The following is a 21,451-nucleotide window of genomic DNA, read 5'->3' on the forward strand; positions in this document are numbered from 1 at the left end:
CGCGGGCCGTGGGCCTGGCCCTGACCCTGGCCTAGCCCTGGGGCGGTCGTTCAGGCCCCGCCCAGCACCTTGTACAGCGTGATGCGGTTGGTCTGCTCGGCCAGTTGAAGGCTCAACAGCGTCTGTTGCGCTGCATAGAGCGAGCGCTGCGCATCCAGCACGGTGAGGTAGTTGTCGGCACCGGCCTTGAAGCGGGCTTCTGACAAGGCATAGACGCGTTCTGTGGCCGCCAGCAGTGCGGTTTGTGCGGCGATGCGGTCGGTCAGTGTGGCGCGCTCGGCCAGCGCATCGGCCGCTTCGCGGAAAGCGGTTTGAATCACTTTCTCATACTGTGCGAGGGCGATTTTCTGGTTGGCTTGGGCAACTTCCAGGTTGGCCTGGTTGCGGCCACCGTCGAAGATCGGCAGGCGAATCTGGGGCACGAAGCTCCACAGCGCGTTGCCGCTACCAAACAGCCCCGACAACTCGTTGCTTGCCGTGCCCAGGCTGGCGGTGAGCGAAATGCTGGGAAAGAAGGCAGCGCGCGCGGCGCCAATGTTGGCGTACGTCGCCTGCAGGCTGCGTTCGGCCGCCATCACGTCGGGGCGCGACAGCAATACGCTCGATGGGATCTGCGCGGGCGCGGCCAGCAGTTGCAGTGCGTCCTGGCGCAGCATCCACACGGGCGCCGCGACCTGCGTAGCCCGCTCGCCGCGGCGGGCTTCTTCCATGCGTGCTGCGGCGGGTGCGGGTAGCACCGGTTCGACGGGGGGCAGCAACGCGGGGGGAACAGGCGCGCCCACCAGCAACTGCAGCGCATTGCGGTCACGTGCCACCTGGCTGGTGAGCGTGGCGACATCGGCGCGCGCACTGTCCACCGTGGTCTGGTTCTGCGCCAGCACCAAGCCCGAGGTGCCCCCCAGGCGATAGGTGCGCTCTGTGAGGGCATAGGATGCCTCGCGCGAGCGCAGTGTTTCGCGGGTCAGCGCCAGGCGTGCCTGGTCGGCGGCCAATGTGAGCCAGGCGTTGGTCACCTCGGCCACCAGGCTCAGCTGCACGCTGCGCTGGCTGTCGGTGACCCTCAAGACCTCCTGCAAGGCGGCTTCATTGAGATTGCGCACACGGCCAAAAAAATCCAGTTCGTAGTTCGTCACGCCCAGTTGCGCGCTGAACTGCTCGCTGATCTGGGGGCGACCCGCCGTGGTCAGGTCTGCGGCGGTGCGGGCCCGGCTGCCTTGCGCCGTGCCTGTCACGGTGGGCAAGCGGTCGGCACGGCTCACGCCGTACTGGGCTTGCGCGCGCTCAATGGCCAGGACGGCGGCACGCAGGTCGCGGTTGTTCTGCAACGACAGCGCGATGACCTCCCGCAATGGTGCTGACTGCACCACCGCATCCCAGCGCACGGGGGCATAGGCGTCAACGGTGTCCGAGGTGGTGGCCACGTTGTCCAGTGCCGCTGGAACCGGGGCCGGGGGGCGATCGTAACGGGGCGCCAGGTTGGTGCAGCCGGCCAGAATCAGCAGCGTGCAAAGAGGCGTCAACAGGGCTTTGGTAATGCCAGAGGCGCTGTTGTGGCGTGCGGGGTAAGTGCAACGTGTCATGCCTGTGCTTCCTCTGCATCCGGTACGCGGCTAGGGGGCGGCGGCGGGGCGGGCTGGTGCGAGGTGACCCATGAGCGCACCAGCAGGAAGAACACGGGAACAAAGAACAGCCCCAGCGTGGTGGATGCCACCATGCCCCCCAGAACGCCGGTGCCAATGGCCTGGCGGCCGCCCGCGCCCGCGCCGGTGCCGATGGCCAGGGGCAATACGCCAAAGCCAAAGGCCAGCGAGGTCATGAGGATGGGGCGCAGGCGCATGCGCACGGCTTCTACTGTGGCGTCATACAGGCTTTTGCCCTGGTTTTGCAACTGCACCGCGAACTCCACGATCAGGATCGCGTTCTTGGAGGCCAGTCCCACCGTGGTCAAAAGCCCCACCTGAAAGTACACGTCGTTGCTCATCCCGCGTGTGTACGTGGCCAGCAAAGCGCCAATCACCCCCAGGGGCACGGCCAGCATCACCGAAAACGGCACGCTCCAGCTCTCGTAGAGCGCAGCCAGGCACAGAAAGACAAACAGGATCGAGACCGCGTAGAGCATGGGGGCCTGCGAACCGGACCGGCGCTCCTGCAATGAGGCCCCCGTCCATTCCATGCCAATGCCCACAGGCAGTTTCTTCATGATCTCCTCGATGGCCATCATCGCGTCGCCAGAGCTGGTGCCTGGTGGGGTCTCTGCCTGCAATTCCATGGCAGGGCTGCCGTTGTAGCGCATCAGCTGGGGCGGCCCGCTGGTCCAGGACGTGGTGGCGAAGGTCGAAAACGGCACCATCTCGCCACTGCGGTTGCGCACCCCCCACTGGCCGATGTCCTGCGGCAGCATGCGGTAGGGAGCGTCGCCTTGCACATACACCCGCTTGACGCGGCCTTGGTGCACGAAGTCGTTCACGTAGGTGCCACCCATGGCGCTGGACAACACGCTGTTGATGTCGGCCGTGGACAGCCCCTGGGCCGCCGCCTTGCGGTCGTCGATGCGGATCTTGAGCTCCGATGTGTTGTCGAAGTTGGTGGTGCGCACGTTGGTCAGCTGCGGGTAGTCGCGGGTCAGCTCGAAGAGCTGGTCTTTGGCGGCGGTGAGAGCGTCTTGCCCCAGGCCGTTGAGGTCCTTGAGCATAAAGTTGATGCCAGCGCTGGAGCCCAGCCCCCGCACGGCCGGCGGTAGCGATACAAAAATGCGGGCGTCCCGGATGTGCGCGAGATCCTTGGTGGCTTGCCGTGCCATGACTTCCGCCGACTGGCTGCGCAGCGGACGCTCGCTCCATGGTTTGAGCCGGATGAACATGTTGCCCGAGTTCTGGTTGCCGTTGTTGCCCGCGATGGAGTTCACACGCAGCACCTCGGGGCGGGCCAGAAAGTAGTCCTTGATCTCGTTGAGCACCACCCCCAGGCGCTCGTCGGTGGCACCGGATGGCAAGGTGATGGACGCGGTGACGAAGCCCTGGTCCTCATTGGGTAGGAACGATGTGGGCAGCGTCTTGAACAACAGTGCCACACCGACAAGGATCGCCGCATAGATGACGACCATGCGGATGCTGCGCTTGAGCAGGCCGCCGACGGCGCGCTGGTAGCGGTTGGCGGTGCGGTCAAAGCTGCGGTTGAACCAGGCGAAGAAGCGGTCGTTCAGGCCGAGCAGGCCACGCCGTGGAGGGCCGTCGTGGGCCGCATGGTGCCCCTTCTCGATGGGCTTGAGCAACGTGGCGCACAGCGCCGGGGTGAGCGTCAGCGCCACAAACACCGACAAGGCCATGGCCGAGACGATGGTGATCGAGAACTGCCGGTAGATCACCCCGGTGGAGCCCGTGAAGAAGGCCATCGGGATGAAAACCGCCGCCAGCGTGAGGCCAATGCCCACCAGCGCCGGGGTGATTTCTTTCATGGACTTGCGCGTGGCCTCTTTGGGAGACAGACCCTCCTCACTCATCACGCGCTCGACGTTTTCGACCACGACGATGGCATCGTCCACCAGCAGGCCGATGGCCAGCACCATGGCGAACATGGTGAGCATGTTGATAGAGTAGCCCAGCGCAGAGAGCACGCCGAAGGTGCCCAGCAGCACCACGGGCACGGCAATGGCGGGGATCATCGTGGCGCGGAAGTTCTGCAAAAAGATGAACATCACGATCACCACCAGCAGCATGGCTTCGGCCAGGGTCTTGACGACCTCTTCAATGGAGGCGCGCACAAAAGGCGTGGAGTCTGAACTGACCACACCGTTGATTCCGTCCGGGAAGAAGGGCCTGAGCTCCGCCATCTTGCGTGCCACGGCATCGGCCACCTCCATGGCGTTGGCGCCGTCGGCCAGCACGATGCCAATGCCGGCACCTGGCTGCCCGTTCAGGCGTGATTTGATGGTGAGGTTGTCTGCCTCCAGGGCCACGCGCGCCACGTCGGCCATGGTCACCACCGAGCCATCGGTGCCCGACTTGAGCACGATGTTTTCAAATTCCTCGACTGTCTGCAGCTTGGTGCGTGCCGTGATGGTGGCGTTGAGCATCTGCCCGGCGGGCGCCGGTTGCTGGCCGAGCTGCCCGGCCGAGACCTGCGCGTTCTGGGCGTTGAGCGCGGCAATCAGGTCCGACGGCATGAGCGCATGCTTTTCCATCTTGGCGGGGTCGATCCAGATGCGCATCGCGTAGGGGGTGCCGAACACCGTCACGTCGCCCACGCCGTCCAGGCGGGCGATCACGTCCACCACGTTGCTGGAGATGTAGTCGCCAATGGCCACCTGCGTCACGGAGGGGTCGGGCGAGGTGAATACATAGGTGACCAGGTAGTCCTGCCCGCCTTTGTTCACGAACACACCGCGGCTCTTGACGGCTTCAGGCAGGCGGTTCATCGCTGCCTGCAGCTTGTTTTGCACCTGCACCTGCGCCACATCGATGTTGGCACCGGGGGAGAAGGTCAGGGTGGTGCGCGAGCGGCCCGCAGAGTCGCTGGTGGAGCCCATGTACAGCAGGCTGTCGATGCCCTTGAGCTGCTGCTCGATCACCTGCGTCACGGAGTTGTCGACGGTCTCGGCGGATGCGCCGGTGTAGGTCGTGTTGATCGTGACGCGGGGCGGAGCGATGTCGGGGTATTGCTCCAGCGGCAGGGTGAAGATGGACATCGCCCCCGCCAGCATGATGACGATGGACAGCACCCAGGCGAAGACCGGGCGGTTGATGAAAAACTGGGCCATGGATCAGACGGTGTGGGGTCGCGGGTCGGTCAAACGGGGGCGGGTTCTTGGGGGCTGGCTGAAGCGCTGGCGCACGCTATAGGCGCGCAGAGGATGCCGCAGAAGCCGCAGAGGCTGGGGGCGTTGCAGCAGGCGCCGCCTGCTCGCGCGGCGGGACCACCGTGGGCTTGACCGTCTGCCCCAGGCGGGCCTTCTGGAATCCGTCCACCATCACCTTGTCGCCGGCTTTGACGCCGGAGATCACCAGCCAGCGATTGCCCACCGCCTGGCCCAGCTCCACCGGGCGTTTGACGAGCTTGTTGCCTTCCTCCACCACCTGCACACTCGGCGCCCCGGCCGGGTTGCGGATCACGGCCTCCTGGGGAATCAGCAAGGCCTGCGGTGCGACGCTGGTGGCCAGCTGGGCGCGCACATACATGCCAGGCATCAGGAAGTGGTCTGGGTTCGGGAACGTCGCGCGCAGGGTGATGGCGCCCGAGGTCGGGTTCACGGCCGTGCCGGTGAATTGCAGCGTGCCCTCCAGCGGGTAGGTCGAGCCATCCTCCAGAACGAGCCGCACCTTGGCCTGCCTGGCATCCACGCGCGTGAATTTGCCCTCCTGCCACTGCTTGCGAAGCTGCAACAGGTCTGCGCTGGACTGCGTGATATCCACGTAGATGGGGTCGAGCTGCTGGATGGTGGCCAGCGCCGTGGCCTGGTTGGCCGTTACCAGCGCGCCTGCGGTCACGGCCGACAGCCCGATGCGCCCGGAGATGGGCGCCAGGATGCGTGTGTAACGCATGTTGATGCGCGCCGCCTCCAGGGCCGCCTGTGCCACGGCCACGTCCGCCTGTGTCTGTTGCACCAGCGCCTGGCTTTCGTCAAAGACCTGGCGGCTGATCGCGTCGATCTCGACCAGCGCTGCATTGCGTTTGGCATTGACCTGGGCGGTGCGGGCGGTAGCCTGGGCCTTGGCCAGCACCGCCTGCGCGCTGGCCTGCGCGGCCTCGTAAGTGGCAGGGTCCACCTGGTACAGCGGCTGGTTGGCCTTGACCAAAGAGCCTTCTGTGAATTGACGCTTTTGAATGATGCCGTTGATCTGCGGGCGGATGTCGGCGTTCTGGAACGCGGTGGTCCGGCCCGGCAACTCAGTGCTCAGGGTCTGGTTTTCGGTGGCCAGCACCACCACGCCCACCGTGGGCTCGTTGGCCGCTTTGTTGGCCCCCGGCTGGGTGGACGAATCCTTGCCCGAGCAGGCCGCCAGGACACTGATGCCCAGCGCCGCGACACAGAGGCGAGCCCAGGGGTTTTGCCGCACTGTGGTCGGGAGAGTCGGTTGGAGGGGTTGGAGAGACGGCGTCAGCGAGCCCGCGTCGGCCGGGCGGCCGGTGTTCAGAAGAAACGGCATGGGAAGCGAGGAGTCAGTGTTGCTGGAATTTTGGGGGGGAAATGTGTACGCAAGATAAAGTTGGTTACGTTTGCGCTCCGGCTTTTCTTGATTGTGATGGCGACCGCCCCCGCAGCGCCCGGCGATGGGTATTGCAATTTATATAGTCAAATAGGCCTCTGGCGCTTGATAGGTAAGCGCTAAAAGCTATCAATATGAAAGCGTTTGCCGGTGCATCGCTTTTACCGCCCTTTGTGAGATCACCATGGACATCAAAGCCTTGCAAGAGCGGCTGCGCGACTTTGCCGCCGCGCGCGACTGGCAGCCCTACCACTCGCCCAAGAACCTTGCCATGGCTCTGATGGTGGAGGCGGCGGAATTGTTGGAGCTGTTCCAGTGGTTGACCACCGAGCAGTCTCACACGCTCACCCGGGATGCAGCCGACAAAGAGCGTGTGGGTGATGAGATGGCCGACGTGTTGCTGTACCTGCTGCAGCTGGCGGACTGCACGGGGGTGGATGTGGAGCAGGCCGTGGAGCACAAGCTGCGCAAGAACGCAGGGAAGCACCCGGCCAAGTATCCTGAGAAGCCTGCACCCGGCCCGAAGAGCCATTTGCTCATCGATTGGGAAAACGTGCAGCCCAAGGGACCAGAGTTGCGCGCACTGGTGCCCGAGGGCTCCGATGTGTGGCTGTTCCACGGCCCGCAGCAGAAGGTGGATGCTTCCAGCCATCTGCTTGCTTTCGGCTCCAGCAAAGTGATCTTGGTGCCCCGTTCTGGTACGGGCAAGAATGCGCTCGACTTTCAGCTGAGCTACTACATCGGCTACATCTCAGCCCGCCAGCCGCAGGAGCGGTTTGTGGTGGTGTCGAATGACACAGGCTATGACCCGATGCTGGAGCACGCGCGCGAGCTGGGGTTTGATGCCACGCGGCGCGAGTTCCGCAGACTGCCCGCGCCGCCCGTCCAGCCCCCAGCGAAACCGAAAGCAGCGCCCGCCGCGCTCAAGCCCAAACCCAAGCCACTGTCCCCGCCCCCCGTCCCTTGCGCGGCTCTGCCGCCAGCGGCGCTTGCCGCCGAGCCATCGGCCGCGCAGATGGCGTGGCGTGCCATCGTGCATCTGCGCAAGCTTCCATTGGAAAGGAGGCCCACGCTGTCGGCCGATGGGCAGGCCTTGGTGGAGGCATTGATTCGTGAACCGGTGCGTGACAAGGCGGCGTTGGCGCAGCGCGCGTGGGTGCTTGTGCGTGCCCGTCGCCTTGGACTGGCTCGGGCGCCTGATGCATGGCGTCCCGTCGTCGAGGTTTCGCAAGCCCCGTTCATGCCTGCCGTCCCAAAGACCGCCGTTCATCCCGCCGCTGCCCAGCCTTCCGCCGCAGCGAAGAAATCGGTGGCAGCCCCAAAAGCCGCAGCGGCCAAGCAAGGTGTCAAAAAGCCTCCGACACCCATTGCCGCCAAGAAGGTCACCCCAAAAACCGGTAAGGTTGTTGCGCCTGCCGCCAAGAAAGCCACCCCCATGCCTGTAGCGGCGCAGATTGCGCAGCATGTGCTCGCCAGTCTGAAAAAGATGCCCGGCAACAAGCCCACGCGCCGAGCGGGGCTGCTCAAGTTCATCGAGACTCATGCCGCCAAGGCGGCCGACCCCAAATCCGTGGCACAGCAGGTCTGCGCCTTGCTGGAGGCGCGCAAAGACGTGGCGTTATCGTCCGATGGGAAAAGCGTCTCTTACCCGAAAATAGCGTAAAAAAGCCGTCAGCGCTTTATGAATAAGCGCTGGTCGCTATTTTTTTGATAGCTTTATTTCTTGCGCGCCGCAATCGCCTTCTCGGCATTCGTCACCAGGTCGGCGCCGATTTGGCCCTTCCACTTTTCGTACACGGGGCGGGTGGCTTTGACGAAGGCGTCACGTTCGGCAGCCCCCAGTTGCGTCACGGTCACGCCGTGGGCGGCGATGTCCTTGAGCAGGGGCTTGTCGGCCTCGACCATGCCTTTGCGGGCAATCGCGATTTCTTCCTTGCCGGCGTCGATGGCGGCCTGCTTCACGATCTCGCGGTCGGCGGGGCTCCACGAAGCCCAGATGTCCTTGTTCACCACGAACACCAGCGGGTCGTTCACGTAGCCCCACATGGTGATGTGCTTCTGGGCCACGGTGTGCAGCTTGGCGGCCTGGTACACGGCGATGGGGTTCTCCTGGCCGTCCACGGCGCCGCTGGCAAAGGCGGGCTGTGCGTCGGCCCAGCTCATCTGCGTGGGGTTGGCGCCCAGGGCGGTGAAGGTGTCCAGGAACAGGGGCGAGCCCACCACGCGGATCTTCAGGCCCTTGAGGTCGGCAGGGCTCTTGATGGCCAGCTTGGAATTGGAGATCTCGCGGTAGCCGTTCTCACCCCAGGCCAGGGGCACCACGCCCGCCTTGTCGAGCGTGGCGAAAATCTGCTTGCCCACATCGCCTTGGGTCACCGCGTCCATGGCAGCGTAATCAGGGAACAGGAAGGGCAGCGAAAACAGATTGAGCGCCTTGACCTGGGGCGACCAGTTGATGGTGGAGCCCACGGCCATGTCGATCACGCCCTGGCGCAGCGCGCTGAATTCGCGCGTCTGGTCGCCCTGGATCAGCGAGACACCCGGGTACAGCTTGATGTTGATGCGGCCATTGGTGCGCTCGCGGACCTTGTTGGCCCACAGCTCGCCGCCCTTGCCCCAGGGGAAGGCGGTGCCCAGCACCAGCGACATGCGGTATTCGCTCTTGTAGGCGGTCTGTGCGATGGCGGCAGGCGCGGTGAAAGCCAGCGCGGCGGCAGCGGCCACGGCGGAAGTGAGGAAGGTGCGCAGTTTCATTGTCTCAGTCTCCTTGCTATAAAAAATCTAGCTGTTAGCGCTTGTCAGTTCTGCGTTAGCGGGTGTTTTGATCATTATTTCAATACCCCAGACGGGCGGGCAGCCACAGTGCCAGTTGCGGGAAGGCGATCACGAGCACCATCACGAGGAACATGGCAAACAGCATCCAGCCCACCCAGCGCACGGTGGACTCCATGCGCACACCGGCGATGCGGCACGACACCATCAGGTTCACGGCCAGCGGCGGCGTGAACTGTCCCAGGGCCACCTTCAGGGTCAGGATCACGCCGAACCACACCGGATCCCAGTGGTAGTGATTCATGATGGGCAGCAGCAGCGGCACGAAGATCAGGAAGATCGAAATGCCGTCGAGGAACATGCCCACGGTGATCAGCAACACGATGAGCAGCGCCAGCACGCCGTACTCGCCCAGGCCCGAGTTCACGATGGCGTTGGCCACGGGGTCGATCACGCCCAGTGTGGACAGTGAAAAAGCAAAAATACCCGCGAGCGACACCACGATGAGGATCACGGCCGACAGCTCGCCCGACTCGCGCAGGATAGGGAACAGGTCGCGCACCGAGATCGTGCGGTGGATCACCATGCCCACAAACAGGCCGTAAAACACCGCCACCACGGCGGCCTCCGTCGGCGTGAACCAACCCGCGCGCATGCCGCCCAGGATCAGCACCGGAGCGGCCAGGCCCCAGGTGGCCTCGCGCAGGCTCTTCCAGAACGGCGGGCGGGGCATGGTGGCTTCGAGCGCGCCCATCTTGTGTTTGCGTGCCATCCACACGGCGGGCACGATCAGCGCCACACCAGCCAGGACGCCCGGAATCATGCCGGCAGCAAACAGCGCGGGCACCGAGGCGCCCGGCACCAGCACCGAGTAGATGATGAACGCGACGGACGGCGGGATCAGGATGTCGGTGGCCGCTGCCGCGCCCACCACGCTGGCCGAGAACGAAGGCGGGTAGCCCGCGCGCGACATGGCCGCGATCATCACGCCGCCCACGGCCGCCGCGTTGGCCGGCCCCGAACCTGAGATGCCGCCCAGGAACATGGCCACGGCAATGGCCACCAGCGGCAGCATGCCCGGGCCGCGCCCGACGATGGCCACGGCAAAGTTCACGAGGCGCAGCGCGACGCCCGAGCGGTCGAAGATGGAGCCGACCAGCACAAACATCGGGATGGCGAGCAGCGGGTATTTGCCCAGCCCGGCGTAGAAGTTCTGCGGCACGGCCAGCAGGCCGAACCATTGGCTGTCGGCATTGGCCAGCGCAATGGCGGCGGCACCCGCCAAGCCCAAGGCGGCGCCAATCGGCACGCCCACAAACATCAGGCCCAGGAAGGCCACAAACAGCAGCGTGGCGATCATGGCTGGGCGTCCTTGGAGGCTGCAGCGCCCCCGCTGACCGTCGTGCTGCGGCTGCGGCGGATGAACAGGCCCACGGCGCGCGCCGTGATGAGGGCCGAGAACACGGGCAGCCAGATCGAATACCACCACTGCGGCACGCCAATGCCGGGCGAAGTCTCGCCAAAGCTGTAGTCGTCCCACACCACGCGCACGCTCAGCACGGCGATCACGCCAAAAAGCAGGGCCACGGTGGCCGCGCCGAGCATGGACAGGCGCTTGCTGCGCAGCGCAGAGCCGCCCTCGGCAAAGTATTCGATGCGGATGTGCTGGTCGCGCGCCACGGCGGCAGAGCCTGCGATGAGCGCCAGGGCGATCATCAGGAACACGGAGATTTCTTCGGTCCAGGCGAACGACGAATTGGTGAAGTAGCGCACCAGCACGTTGGCAAAGGTGATGAGTGCGAGGGCCGCCATGACGATGACGGTGAGCCAGTCTTCAAGGCGCAGCGAGCGGGGCTCGGCCTCGGCAATTGCCGCGCAGGGGGCTGCGTCGGTCTCTGGCCCTGGGGGGGTGGAGGAGGACATGGGGCAGGGAAAGGAGAAGAAGACGAAATATCTATGAGGGTCGCCCTGCCCGGCAGTGTTGTGCACCAGGGGCTTCGACACAGAGCGCGATGGCGCCGCTTTCTATTATGCGATGGGTTGCTATGCATGCACATCGTTGGCCGGGGTCGCTGGCTCTGTGTAAACCCTCATGGCCCTGCCCTGCACACCCTGGGGCGCGGGCGGATAATGCGGGCGATGGAAACCAAGTGGCTTGAAGATTTCGTCAGTCTTGCGGAAACGCGCAGCTTCAGCCGGTCAGCGCAGTTGCGGCACGTGACCCAACCGGCTTTTTCGCGGCGGATCCAGGCGTTGGAGGGCTGGGCGGGCACCGATCTGGTGGACCGCAGTTCGTACCCCACCCGGCTCACCCCCGCTGGCAAAACGCTGTATGACCAGGCGCTGGAGATGCTTCAGGCGCTGCAAAACACCCGGGCCATGATGCGCGCGCATACCAGTGCCGGCAAGGACATGATCGAGTTTGCGGTGCCACACACGCTGGCGTTCACGTTTTTCCCTGCGTGGGTGTCGAACCTGCACGACAAGTTCGGGCCGTTCAAAAGCCGGCTGATTGCGCTCAACGTGCACGATGCCGTGATGCGGCTTGTGGAAGGCGGCTGCGATCTGCTGATCGCCTATCACCATCCTTCGCAACCTTTTCAGCTCGACGCCAACCGCTACGAAATGGTGAGCCTGGGGCAAGAGGTGTTGTCTCCCTACAGCAAGGCAGATGCCGACGGCCAGCCGCTGCACCGCCTGCCGGGGCGTGCGGGCCAGCCCTTGCCGTATCTGGGCTATGCGCCTGGCGCGTATCTGGGGCGGGTGACGGAGCTGATTCTCAAACAGTCGCAAACACCCATCCATCTGGAGCGCGTGTACGAAACCGACATGGCCGAAGGCCTCAAGGCGATGGCGCTTGAAGGCCACGGCCTGGCCTTTTTGCCGCACAGCGCGGTGAAAAAAGAACTGCGCTCGCGCCGCCTGGTCAGTGCGGCTCCTGCCGACACCGAGGGCCTGGAGATGACGATGGACGTGCGTGCCTACCGCGAAAAACCCAATGGCAAAGAGCAGCCCAAAGGCATGGCGCAGGCGCTCTGGAACTATCTGCAGGCGCAGTCAGGGTCATGCTAAGGGTAAATACGGACATAAACAGTTTGCATAGTTGTGCGCGCAAACGGCATTGGAAATCCCCCAGAGGGAAACGTACAGTCACGCCCTAGTCGGATCGGTTACCGCGGTTTTGCTGGGGTAAACATGCCGTGGCACAAAGATTGCTCAGGCCGACTGTCCATTCATTAAGGCATCACATGACCATTCAGCGTTGGGGATACACCAGGGGCTTTGCTGCCCTGTGCTGTGTTGCGTCCATGTCGGTGCAGGCTGGCGTGCTGGAGCGTGTGGCCGAAGGCGGCAAACTGGTCATCGCCTACCGTGAGTCATCGGTGCCTTTTTCGTACATTGACAGCAGTTCGGGCAAACCGGTGGGCTATGCGCTCGACCTGTGCCTGCGCATGGCAGAGCTGGTGCGCAAGAAAACGGGCAAGAAGGACATGGGCATCGAGATGGTGCCCGTCACCTCTGCCAATCGTGTGACCATGGTGGCACAAGGCAAGGCCGACATGGAGTGCGGCTCAACCACCAACAATGCCGAGCGGCGTGAGCTGGTTTCCTTCACGGTTCCTCACTTCATCACTGGCGCGCGCCTGCTGGTCAAGTCCACCAGCACCATCGACCGCGTGGAAGATCTCAACGGCAAAAAACTGGTGTCCACCAAAGGCTCCACACCCCTGAAGGCCGCTGTCCAGGCCAACCGCGAGCGCCTGATGGGTATTACCATCCTGGAGGCGGCCGACCATGCCAAAGCCGTTGAAATGGTGGAAAAGGGCGAGGCTGATGCCTTTGTCATGGACGATGTGCTGCTTTATGGCCTGGCAGCGGGGCGGCCCGACCCGAAGGCGCTGAAAATCGTGGGCCGCTTCATGACCACTGAGCCCCTGGCGATCATGCTGCCCAAGGACGACCCTGAATTCAAAAAGCTGGTGGACGATGAAATGCGCCGACTCATCACCAGCCACGAGATCTACCCCATCTACGACAAGTGGTTTGCCAAACCCATACCTCCAGGCAATACAGTGCTGAGCCTTCCGGTCAGTTATTTGTTGCGCGACTTCTGGAAATACCCTACTGACAGGGTGCCCTTCTGAGTTGCGCCTGCCTGCACAATCACGATTCCCCCTGTTGGAGTTCATCGGCACCGGCCAACCCGGGGCCTTTGAGACTTCAGAATTTTGTTTACGTTTCACCCAAAAGGAGATCATTCACATGAAAAAACATCTGCTGGCAATTGCCGTCGCCGCGCTGGCCGCTGGTAGCGCCTTCGCGCAGGCCAACGACACGTTGGCCAAGATCAAGGCCTCGGGCAGCGTCACGCTGGGTGTGCGCGAGTCTTCCGGTCTCTCCTACACGTTGGGTAACGGCAAGTTCGTAGGCTTTCACACCGAAATGGGTGAGATCGTCCTGCACGACATCCAGAAGCAGCTGGGTCTGGCCAAGCTGGACATCAAGTACCAGCCCGTCACTTCGCAAAACCGTATTCCCCTGGTGACCAATGGCACCGTGGATCTGGAGTGCGGCTCCACCACGAACAATGCCACCCGCCAGAAGGACGTGGCTTTCGCGGTGACCACGTATGTGGAAGAAGTGCGTACCGCCGTGAAGGCCAATTCGGGCATCACGTCGATCAAGGACCTGAACGGCAAGACGCTGGTTACCACCACCGGCACCACCTCGGTGCAAACGCTGCGCAAGCACGAACGTGCTGGCGGCATCGACTTCAAGGAAGTATTTGGCAAGGACCACGCAGACAGCTTCCTGATGCTGGAAACGGGCCGTGCGGACGCGTTCGTGATGGATGGCTCCATCCTGGCGGCCAACATCTCCAAGTCCAAGAACCCAGCCGATTACAAGATCGTGGGCGAAGTGCTGTCGGTGGAACCCATCGCTTGCATGCTGCGCAAGGATGACCCTGCCTTCAAGAAGGCGGTAGACGATTCCATCAAGCGCCAGATCGCCGACGGCTCGCTGGCCAAGCTGTACGACAAGTGGTTCATGCAACCCGTGCCACCCACCAACACCAAGGTCGGCCTGCCGATGTCTGAAGCCACCAAGGCTGCGTGGGCAAACCCCAACAGCAAGCCCATGGAAGACTACGTCAAGAAGTAATCTTCTGAACGCCTGTGCCCCTTCGGCCAACCGGTTTGAAGGGGCTTTTTTGTTGGATTGGCATGGGTGTGCCTCCAACGGCAATACCAAGAATTAAAGGGGTGATCCTATGAGTTGGGATTGGCAGGTGTTCTGCCAGGACACCATGGACAGAGAGGTTGTGCAAGGCTGCTTTGGCAAGGGCGGTGAAGTCACTTATCTGGACTGGATACTGTCGGCCTGGGGCTGGACCATATCCGTTTCGTTGCTGGCCTTGGTGCTGGCGCTTGTGTTGGGTGCGCTTATCGGCACGGTGCGTACCTTGCAGGACCGACCGATGATCGTGCGCCTGGGCAACGCCTGGGTGGAGCTTTTTCGTAATATTCCGCTGCTGGTGCAGATTTTCCTGTGGTACCACGTGTTGCCCAGCCTGATTCCGGCGCTCAAGCAGGTTCCGGGTTTTGTGCTGGTGGTGCTGGCACTGGGTTTTTTCACCTCGGCACGTATTGCCGAGCAGGTGCGCGCGGGGATTCAGGCCCTGCCGCGTGGTCAGCGTTATGCGGGTTTGGCGATGGGTTTCACCACCTTTCAGACCTACCGCTATGTGCTACTGCCGATGGCCTTTCGCATCATCATCCCGCCGCTGACCAGCGAAACGATGAACATCTTCAAGAACTCTTCGGTGGCGTTTGCCGTGTCGGTGGCCGAGCTGACCATGTTTGCGATGCAGGCGCAGGAAGAAACCTCGCGTGGCATTGAGGTCTATCTGGCGGTGACGGCGCTCTATGTCGTTTCGGCCTTTGCCATCAACCGGATCATGGCCTTCGTCGAAAAGCGCGTGCGTATCCCCGGTGTGGCCTTGACGGCCAGCGCGGGCGGGGGGCACTGACATGATGAATCTCGACTTTTCGTTCTACAACTGGGACCTGATCAGCAACTTCGTGCTCAAGGGGCTGTACTTCAGTCTGTTGCTCACGCTGATTGCCACCTTGGGGGGTGTGTTTTTTGGCACGGTGCTGGCACTGATGCGCCTGTCGGGCCGCAAGTGGCTGGATGTGCCGGCCACCATCTACGTCAACGGCATGCGCAGCATTCCGCTGGTGATGGTGATCCTGTGGTTCTTCCTGCTGGTGCCGGCCATCATCGGCCGCCCCATCGGCGCCGAGGTGTCGGCCATCGTGACCTTTGTCGCGTTCGAGGCGGCGTACTTCAGCGAGATCATGCGGGCAGGTATCCAGTCGATCTCGCGCGGCCAGGTGTACGCAGGGCAGGCGTTGGGCATGACCTACGGTCAGAACATGAAGCTCGTGGTGCTGCCACAGGCGTTTCGCAACATGCTGCCGGTGCTGCTCACGCAGACCATCATCCTGTTCCAGGACACCTCGCTGGTCTACGCCATCGGCGCCTACGACATGCTCAAGGGCTTTGAGGTGGCGGGCAAGAATTTTGGCCGCCCCATCGAGGCCTATCTGGCTGCAGCGGTTCTGTATTTTGTGATGTGCTACGCGCTGTCGTGGATGGTCAAGCGCCTGCACCAGAAGATTGCCATCATCCGGTGATCCGAGAGATTGAGGAATAAAACATGATCGAACTCAAAAACGTATCGAAGTGGTATGGCCCGGTGCAGGTGCTCAATGAGTGTTCAGCCACCATCACCAAAGGTGAAGTGGTGGTGGTGTGCGGGCCCTCGGGTTCGGGCAAATCCACGCTGATCAAGACCATCAACGCGCTGGAGCCCTTCCAGAAGGGTGAGATCACCGTGGATGGCGTTGCACTGCACGACCCCAAGACCGACCTGCCCAAGCTGCGCAGCCGTGTGGGCATGGTGTTTCAGCACTTCGAGCTGTTCCCGCACCTGTCCGTGACGGACAACCTGACCATCGCGCAGATCAAGGTGCTGGGCCGCAGCAAGGACGACGCCAAAAAGCGCGGCCTCAAGATGCTGGAACGTGTGGGCCTCACGGCCCACAAGGACAAGTTCCCTGGCCAGCTGTCGGGCGGCCAGCAGCAGCGGGTGGCCATTGCACGTGCGCTCAGCATGGACCCCATTGTGATGCTGTTCGACGAGCCCACTTCGGCGCTCGACCCCGAAATGGTGGGCGAAGTGCTGGACGTGATGGTGGGCCTGGCCAACGAAGGCATGACCATGATGTGTGTGACCCACGAAATGGGCTTTGCCCGCAAGGTGAGCAACCGCGTGATCTTCATGGACGTGGGCGGCAAGATCCTGGAGGACTGCTCGAAAGAGGACTTCTTCAACAACCCCGACGCCCGCCAGCCGCGCACCAAGGATTTTCTCAACAAGATCCTGCAGCACTGATGTGCCGTGTTGCCCCCCATCGAGAAAAGCGCCTTCGGGCGCTTTTTTTTGGGGGGGTGCCGTCATGCAACTCTGGGGCCGCGCTTTTCGGCTGAGGTTGCGTCCAAGCGGGCCGCCCCGGGCGGGCGCGCCATCCACGACCAGCCGCCCCGGGCGGGTGGTGGGCATCGTGGGCGAAGGGTCGGGTTGGTGTGTCTGGTTTTGACCATTTTGGCCCCTAGCGCTTACCAGTAAAGCGCTGGCAGCTATGAAAATAGGAGTCATCTTGCCAATGGGACAATGCTGCCCATGACAGCCGCCCCCCACACCCCCCCCTCCGCCGACGTTTCCACCCTCACCATCACCCGCCCCGACGACTGGCACCTGCACGTGCGCGACGGCGAGCCCCTGCACACCGTCGTGCCGCACACCGCCGCTCAGTTTGGGCGCGCCATCATCATGCCCAACCTGCGCCCGCCCGTGACCACGGCCGAGCAGGCCCTGGCTTACAAGCAGCGCATCCTGGCCGCCGTGCCTGCAGGCATGTCGTTTGAGCCACTGATGACGCTCTACCTCACCGATAACCTGCCGCCCGAAGAAATCGCGCGCGCCAAAGCCGCTGGCGTGGTGGCGTGCAAGCTCTACCCCGCAGGCGCCACCACCAACAGCGACGCGGGCGTGACCGACCTGCGCAAGACCTACAAAACGCTCGAAGCCATGCAGAAGGCCGGTTTGTTGCTGCTCGTGCATGGTGAGGTGACCAGCAGCGACATCGACCTGTTCGACCGCGAGGCGGTATTTATCGAGCAGCAACTGATCCCGCTGCGCCGCGACTTCCCTGAGCTGAAGATCGTCTTCGAGCACATCACCACCAAAGACGCTGCCGACTACGTGGCCCAGGCCGACCGCTTCACCGCTGCCACCATCACGGCGCACCACCTGCTGTACAACCGCAACGCCATTTTCATCGGCGGCGTGCGCCCCCACTACTACTGCCTGCCCGTGCTCAAGCGCGAGACGCACCGCGTGGCGCTGGTGCAAGCCGCTACGAGTGGCAGCAACAAGTTCTTCCTGGGCACCGACAGCGCGCCGCACCCCGCGCACCTCAAGGAACACGCCACCGGCTGCGCAGGCTGCTACACGGCCCACGCCGCCATCGAGATGTATGCCGAGGCGTTCGACAACGCGGGTGCGCTCGATAAGCTCGAAGGCTTTGCCAGCTTCCACGGCCCCGACTTCTACAGCCTGCCGCGCAACACCGGCACCATCACCTTGCGCCGCGAGTCGTGGACGCCACCCGACAGTTTTGCGTTTGGCGAAGCAGAGCTCAAGCCCCTGCGCGCGGGTGAAGCGTTGCCGTGGCGGTTGGTGTAAGCCACACCTTCGACGCCATTGACTGGCGTACTCCCTGGCTGGAGCCGTGGCGGGGCCTGGGCCAACCCCTGGCCCAGCAGCTGCAGGGTGATCTTTGCGTGCACCGGGCGTTGCAGACGGCCGCGCCGCCGGGTGCTCCGGTGGTTTTTGTGCCCCAGTCCGAACTGCCCGAAGGCACCGCCTACGAGCAGTACATCTGGGACACCCGCCAGGTCCCCACCCGCGACAACCTGCACGACTTTTTCAACGGCCTGGTCTGGCTGCGGTTTCCGCACACCAAGCGGCGCCTGAATGAACTGCAGGCCCAGGCCATCGCCACCGATGGTGTGCAGGCCGTGCGCGGGCCGCTGCGCGATGCGCTCACGGTGTTCGACGAAAACGGAGCGCTGCTGCAGGCGCCGGATGCCCTGTGGGATGCGCTCAGGGCGCGGGACTGGCAGCGCCTGTTCATCGACCTGCGGCCACTGTGGGGCGAGGCCCGGCTGGTGTTGTTCGGCCACGCGCTGCTCGAAAAGCTGGTTTCACCGCGAAAACCGATGGTAGCGCACGTGTATCAAGCGCCTGCCACTATTCATTCAATAGCAAACCTGGATGCCTGGCTCGCGCAGGCCCTGCAGCCCCAGCCCTGGGTCGCCAAGCCCTTTGTGCCGCTGCCCGTGCTGGGGGTCCCCGCCTGGTGGCCTGCCAACGAAGCACCGGGCTTTTATGCCGATGCGCAGGTGTTCCGGCCACTGCGCATGGCATCTGTTTCCTAATTCCCGTCAAGGCTTGTGTGATAAGGCTTCGGTGCGGGTTTGCACCTACCATAGCGCGATGAAATCGCGGCGCTGCTGGCTCTGCGGTTCGTTGGGCAGGCGCTTGAAGCGCAGCCTGCGGCCCCCATCTGAGCCAGCAAACACCCATTGTTGTTTATCCCACGGAGAGATCATTCCATGAAGCGGATTCTTTTATTTGTGATGACCAACCTGGCCGTCGTTGTCGTGCTGGGGGTGGTGGCGAGCCTGCTGGGCGTCAACCGCTACCTCACGGCGAATGGCCTGAACCTGGGCGCGTTGCTGGGCTTCGCGCTCGTCATGGGCTTTGGTGGCGCCATCATCTCGTTGCTCATCAGCAAACCCATGGCCAAGTGGAGCTCGGGCGTGCGCGTGATCGACGGCTCGGGCTCGCCCGATGAGCGCTGGATTGTCGAGACCGTGCGCAAGTTCGCCACCGAAGCCAAGATCGGCATGCCCGAAGTGGGTATCTTTGAGGGCGACCCCAATGCGTTTGCCACGGGCGCGTTCAAGAACTCCGCGCTGGTGGCCGTGTCCACCGGCCTGCTGCAGGGCATGACCCGCGATGAGGTCGAGGCCGTGATCGGCCACGAGATAGCCCACGTCGCCAACGGCGACATGGTGACCATGACCCTGATCCAAGGCGTGATGAACACGTTTGTGGTGTTCCTGTCGCGCGTGATCGGTTACGCGGTGGACAGTTTCCTGAACAAGAACAACGAAAACCGGTCCGGCCCCGGCATCGGCTACTACGTGACGACCATCGTGCTCGACATCGTGCTGGGCTTTGTGGCGGCCATGATCGTGGCCTGGTTCAGCCGCCAGCGCGAGTTCCGCGCCGACGCGGGCGCCACCCAGCTCATGGGGCGTCGCCAGCCCATGATCAACGCCCTGGCCCGCCTGGGCGGCATGCATCCGGCCGAGTTGCCCAAGAGCATGGCCGCCATGGGCATTGCCGGTGGCATCGGCAAGCTGTTCAGCACCCACCCACCGATTGAAGAGCGCATTGCCGCGCTGCAGAACGCGCAGGTCTGAAGGCTCACCGCGCGCTGCGCGGTGTTTGCCTATCTTGTTGCCGCCGGGGCTCGCCTGCCCCGGCGGCATTTTTTTTAGGACGCCCTTCATGAATTGCTGGCCATTACCGTCGGGCAAACCTTCCGTGCGCGATTCAAGAAGGTGTAACTACTTGTCGATACCCTGAAGCCGACCCCTTGCTCTCCTGGAGGGCCGGGCTGTCCGGTGTTCATCGTTCGTTTTCTTGTCGCGGAATTTTTTATGTCCATCTCCCACCTGCGTGTTGCTGTTCGCCTGGCGCTGGCCTTTGGCGTTGTCTGTCTGGTGATGTCGCTGTCTGCGGGGGGGGGTATCTGGCGGCTGTCCGGCTTGCAGCACATTGCCGATGAGCTGGGCGGTGCGGCGTCCGAACGCGCGGTGCTGGCGCGGGAGCTGCATTCCATCGTTGTCATCAGCTCGGCCCGCGCCGAGACCTTGCTGGAGATCGACAACCCCGCGTATGCCGCGCGCATTGATGCAGACCGCAAGCTCACATCGGCGCGGTCCAACGAAGTGCGCAAACGGCTGGATGTGCTGGCGGACGATGCGGCCTCACAAACCTTGTTTGACGCCATCGACAAGGCCGGAAACGGTTTTCGCACCGTGCGCGACGACCTCGTCAAGCGCCGCAAGGCGGGCGAGGCCTTGCCTGCCGATGCCATTGCCAACCAGTTGCGCTCCGCTGCAGACGCCTACGCAGCAGCCGTGGACAAACTCGCTGCCTTTCAGCAGCAACGGGTGGCGGATGACCGCGAAGCCGCTGCCCGCAGCGCCAGCCAGGGCATCGTCCTGCTGGCCGCAGGCTCGGCGGTGGGGCTGGTGCTGAGCCTCTTGTGTGCCTGGGTGTTTTCGCGGTCCATCTTGCGGCCACTGGCCCACGCGGCCGCGGTCACTGACCGCATTGCCGAGGGCGACCTCACCTCGCAAGTGCCCTTGGCGTCCCTCGGCAGCCGCGACGAACTGCAGGCCTTGCTGGCGCGCCTGGGCGGCATGCAGGCCCGGCTTGCAGAGCTGGTGGTGGGCATGCGCCAGGCCAGCACCTCTGTGGCCGGGGCCAGCAGCGAGATCGCGGCGGGCAACAGCGACCTGTCGGCCCGCACCGAGCAGACCGCATCCAACCTCGAAGAAATTGCCGCCAGCATGGAGGAACTGCTGGCCACCGTGCGCCACAGCGCCGATGCGGCAGCCCAGGCCAGCACTTTGGCCACCGGTGCCAGCAGCGTCGCCCAGCGCGGGCGCGAGGCCGTGGACCGCGTGGTCGGCACCATGGACGGCATCGCGCTGTCGTCGCGCCGCATTGCAGACATCACCAGCGTGATCGATGGCATTGCCTTCCAGACCAATATCCTGGCCCTCAACGCGGCTGTGGAGGCCGCCCGCGCCGGTGAGCAGGGGCGGGGTTTTGCGGTGGTGGCTAGCGAAGTGCGCAGCCTGGCCCAGCGCTCGGCCACGGCGGCCAAAGAGATCGGCGGACTCATCAGCGACAGCGTGCGGCAGGTGGACGAGGGCACGCAGCTGGTCCATGCTGCGGGCGACACCATGGGCGAGATCGTTCAGTCCGTGCAGCAGGTGGCCACCATCATTGGCGAGATCAGCACCGCCGCGCGTGAGCAGACCACGGGCCTGAGCCAGGTGGGCGAGGCCGTCTCGCAACTTGACCAGATGACGCAGCAGAACGCAGCGCTGGTCGAGGAATCATCGGCGGCGGCACAGGGCCTGCGGGTACAAGCCCAGCAGTTGGCGGAACTGGTGGAGGCGTTCCGCTTGCCGGCCAGCGCTGGCAGTGCAACAACCCACGGTGCAGCGGGCAGCTTCAAGGCGCTGCGCTGACCGGG

Annotated in this window: 17 protein-coding genes and 1 pseudogene; 12 read left to right on the plus strand and 6 right to left on the minus strand. The window is 63.7% G+C overall.

Annotation, left to right across the window (positions count from 1 at the left end):
- Positions 1-50: 50 nt before the first annotated feature.
- The 3 genes from KI609_RS03640 to KI609_RS03650 form a co-directional block, all read right to left on the minus strand.
- Positions 51-1,580: a TolC family protein gene (locus tag KI609_RS03640; protein ID WP_226447221.1), complete on the minus strand. Its 1,530-nt coding sequence runs from the start codon at positions 1,578-1,580 to the stop codon at positions 51-53.
- Positions 1,577-4,756 carry an efflux RND transporter permease subunit gene (locus tag KI609_RS03645; RefSeq protein WP_226447222.1) on the minus strand — a complete coding sequence of 1,060 codons (3,180 nt, stop codon included), beginning with the start codon at positions 4,754-4,756 and terminating at the stop codon, positions 1,577-1,579. The genes KI609_RS03640 and KI609_RS03645 overlap by 4 nt, the downstream gene beginning before the upstream one ends.
- A 76-nt stretch (positions 4,757-4,832) precedes the next feature.
- Complete coding sequence (locus KI609_RS03650; RefSeq protein ID WP_226447223.1) at positions 4,833-6,143, minus strand: efflux RND transporter periplasmic adaptor subunit; 1,311 nt, start codon at positions 6,141-6,143, stop codon at positions 4,833-4,835.
- A gap of 244 nt (positions 6,144-6,387) precedes the next feature.
- On the opposite strand from KI609_RS03650, the pseudogene KI609_RS03655 reads away from it, so the two are divergent.
- Positions 6,388-6,693, plus strand: a pseudogene (locus KI609_RS03655) (nucleotide pyrophosphohydrolase); the annotation flags it as partial.
- The gene (locus KI609_RS03660; RefSeq protein ID WP_413463414.1) at positions 6,667-7,866 is read left to right on the plus strand and encodes a PIN domain-containing protein; all 1,200 of its coding nucleotides are present in this window, start codon (positions 6,667-6,669) and stop codon (positions 7,864-7,866) included. The pseudogene KI609_RS03655 and the gene KI609_RS03660, both read left to right, overlap by 27 nt.
- Before the next feature lie 53 nt (positions 7,867-7,919).
- On the opposite strand, the gene KI609_RS03665 is transcribed toward KI609_RS03660, so the two are convergent.
- The 3 genes from KI609_RS03665 to KI609_RS03675 all read right to left on the minus strand — a co-directional run bounded on the left by KI609_RS03665 (position 7,920) and on the right by KI609_RS03675 (position 10,898).
- Complete coding sequence (locus KI609_RS03665; protein WP_226447224.1) at positions 7,920-8,957, minus strand: DctP family TRAP transporter solute-binding subunit; 1,038 nt, start codon at positions 8,955-8,957, stop codon at positions 7,920-7,922.
- Between the two features lie 79 nt (positions 8,958-9,036).
- On the minus strand, positions 9,037-10,335 hold the full coding sequence (locus KI609_RS03670) for a TRAP transporter large permease (protein ID WP_226447225.1): 1,299 nt from the start codon (positions 10,333-10,335) through the stop codon (positions 9,037-9,039).
- Positions 10,332-10,898 carry a TRAP transporter small permease gene (locus KI609_RS03675; protein WP_226447226.1) on the minus strand — a complete coding sequence of 189 codons (567 nt, stop codon included), beginning with the start codon at positions 10,896-10,898 and terminating at the stop codon, positions 10,332-10,334. Before KI609_RS03675 ends, KI609_RS03670 begins: the two co-directional genes overlap by 4 nt.
- A 216-nt stretch (positions 10,899-11,114) precedes the next feature.
- Here KI609_RS03675 and KI609_RS03680 point away from each other — a divergent pair, with 216 nt between their 5' ends.
- From KI609_RS03680 to KI609_RS03725, 10 genes are all read left to right on the plus strand, one after another.
- Positions 11,115-12,047 carry a LysR family transcriptional regulator gene (locus KI609_RS03680; protein WP_226447227.1) on the plus strand — a complete coding sequence of 311 codons (933 nt, stop codon included), beginning with the start codon at positions 11,115-11,117 and terminating at the stop codon, positions 12,045-12,047.
- A 176-nt stretch (positions 12,048-12,223) separates the two neighbouring features.
- Complete coding sequence (locus KI609_RS03685; RefSeq protein ID WP_226447228.1) at positions 12,224-13,120, plus strand: amino acid ABC transporter substrate-binding protein; 897 nt, start codon at positions 12,224-12,226, stop codon at positions 13,118-13,120.
- A 118-nt stretch (positions 13,121-13,238) separates the two neighbouring features.
- Positions 13,239-14,138 (plus strand): amino acid ABC transporter substrate-binding protein, encoded by a 900-nt coding sequence (locus KI609_RS03690; protein WP_226447229.1) that lies wholly within the window; start codon positions 13,239-13,241, stop codon positions 14,136-14,138.
- 109 nt (positions 14,139-14,247) lie between these two features.
- A complete protein-coding gene (locus KI609_RS03695; RefSeq protein ID WP_226447231.1) occupies positions 14,248-15,006 on the plus strand; it encodes an amino acid ABC transporter permease in 759 nt (252 codons plus the stop codon).
- Position 15,007: 1 nt separating this feature from the next.
- Positions 15,008-15,676 carry an amino acid ABC transporter permease gene (locus KI609_RS03700; protein ID WP_226447233.1) on the plus strand — a complete coding sequence of 223 codons (669 nt, stop codon included), beginning with the start codon at positions 15,008-15,010 and terminating at the stop codon, positions 15,674-15,676.
- A 23-nt stretch (positions 15,677-15,699) separates the two neighbouring features.
- Positions 15,700-16,437, plus strand: a complete 738-nt coding sequence (locus KI609_RS03705; RefSeq protein ID WP_226447235.1) for an amino acid ABC transporter ATP-binding protein — start codon at positions 15,700-15,702, stop codon at positions 16,435-16,437.
- Positions 16,438-16,725: 288 nt separating this feature from the next.
- Positions 16,726-17,790, plus strand: a complete 1,065-nt coding sequence (gene pyrC / locus KI609_RS03710; RefSeq protein WP_226447237.1) for a dihydroorotase — start codon at positions 16,726-16,728, stop codon at positions 17,788-17,790.
- Positions 17,775-18,545 (plus strand): DUF3025 domain-containing protein, encoded by a 771-nt coding sequence (locus KI609_RS03715; RefSeq protein ID WP_226447239.1) that lies wholly within the window; start codon positions 17,775-17,777, stop codon positions 18,543-18,545. Before pyrC ends, KI609_RS03715 begins: the two co-directional genes overlap by 16 nt.
- Before the next feature lie 177 nt (positions 18,546-18,722).
- Positions 18,723-19,598, plus strand: coding sequence for a protease HtpX (htpX, locus tag KI609_RS03720; RefSeq protein ID WP_226447241.1), 876 nt, complete (start codon positions 18,723-18,725; stop codon positions 19,596-19,598).
- Between the two features lie 240 nt (positions 19,599-19,838).
- Positions 19,839-21,446, plus strand: a complete 1,608-nt coding sequence (locus KI609_RS03725; RefSeq protein ID WP_226447243.1) for a methyl-accepting chemotaxis protein — start codon at positions 19,839-19,841, stop codon at positions 21,444-21,446.
- Positions 21,447-21,451 lie beyond the last annotated feature (5 nt).

Source organism: Acidovorax radicis (assembly GCF_020510705.1).
GTDB classification, from domain to species: domain Bacteria; phylum Pseudomonadota; class Gammaproteobacteria; order Burkholderiales; family Burkholderiaceae_C; genus Acidovorax; species Acidovorax radicis_A.

Bases quoted from the DNA above. Each gene is read 5' to 3' on its own strand.
- KI609_RS03670 (WP_226447225.1), bottom strand. From the start codon at position 10,335: ATGATCGCCACGCTGCTGTTTGTGGCCTTCCTGGGCCTGATGTTTGTG.
- htpX (WP_226447241.1), top strand. From the start codon at position 18,723: ATGAAGCGGATTCTTTTATTTGTGATGACCAACCTGGCCGTCGTTGTC.
- KI609_RS03695 (WP_226447231.1), top strand. From the start codon at position 14,248: ATGAGTTGGGATTGGCAGGTGTTCTGCCAGGACACCATGGACAGAGAG.
- KI609_RS03645 (WP_226447222.1), bottom strand. From the start codon at position 4,756: ATGGCCCAGTTTTTCATCAACCGCCCGGTCTTCGCCTGGGTGCTGTCC.
- KI609_RS03640 (WP_226447221.1), bottom strand. From the start codon at position 1,580: ATGACACGTTGCACTTACCCCGCACGCCACAACAGCGCCTCTGGCATT.
- KI609_RS03690 (WP_226447229.1), top strand. From the start codon at position 13,239: ATGAAAAAACATCTGCTGGCAATTGCCGTCGCCGCGCTGGCCGCTGGT.
- KI609_RS03650 (WP_226447223.1), bottom strand. From the start codon at position 6,143: ATGCCGTTTCTTCTGAACACCGGCCGCCCGGCCGACGCGGGCTCGCTG.
- KI609_RS03700 (WP_226447233.1), top strand. From the start codon at position 15,008: ATGATGAATCTCGACTTTTCGTTCTACAACTGGGACCTGATCAGCAAC.
- KI609_RS03685 (WP_226447228.1), top strand. From the start codon at position 12,224: ATGACCATTCAGCGTTGGGGATACACCAGGGGCTTTGCTGCCCTGTGC.
- KI609_RS03680 (WP_226447227.1), top strand. From the start codon at position 11,115: ATGGAAACCAAGTGGCTTGAAGATTTCGTCAGTCTTGCGGAAACGCGC.
- KI609_RS03675 (WP_226447226.1), bottom strand. From the start codon at position 10,898: ATGTCCTCCTCCACCCCCCCAGGGCCAGAGACCGACGCAGCCCCCTGC.
- pyrC (WP_226447237.1), top strand. From the start codon at position 16,726: ATGACAGCCGCCCCCCACACCCCCCCCTCCGCCGACGTTTCCACCCTC.
- KI609_RS03725 (WP_226447243.1), top strand. From the start codon at position 19,839: ATGTCCATCTCCCACCTGCGTGTTGCTGTTCGCCTGGCGCTGGCCTTT.
- KI609_RS03665 (WP_226447224.1), bottom strand. From the start codon at position 8,957: ATGAAACTGCGCACCTTCCTCACTTCCGCCGTGGCCGCTGCCGCCGCG.
- KI609_RS03705 (WP_226447235.1), top strand. From the start codon at position 15,700: ATGATCGAACTCAAAAACGTATCGAAGTGGTATGGCCCGGTGCAGGTG.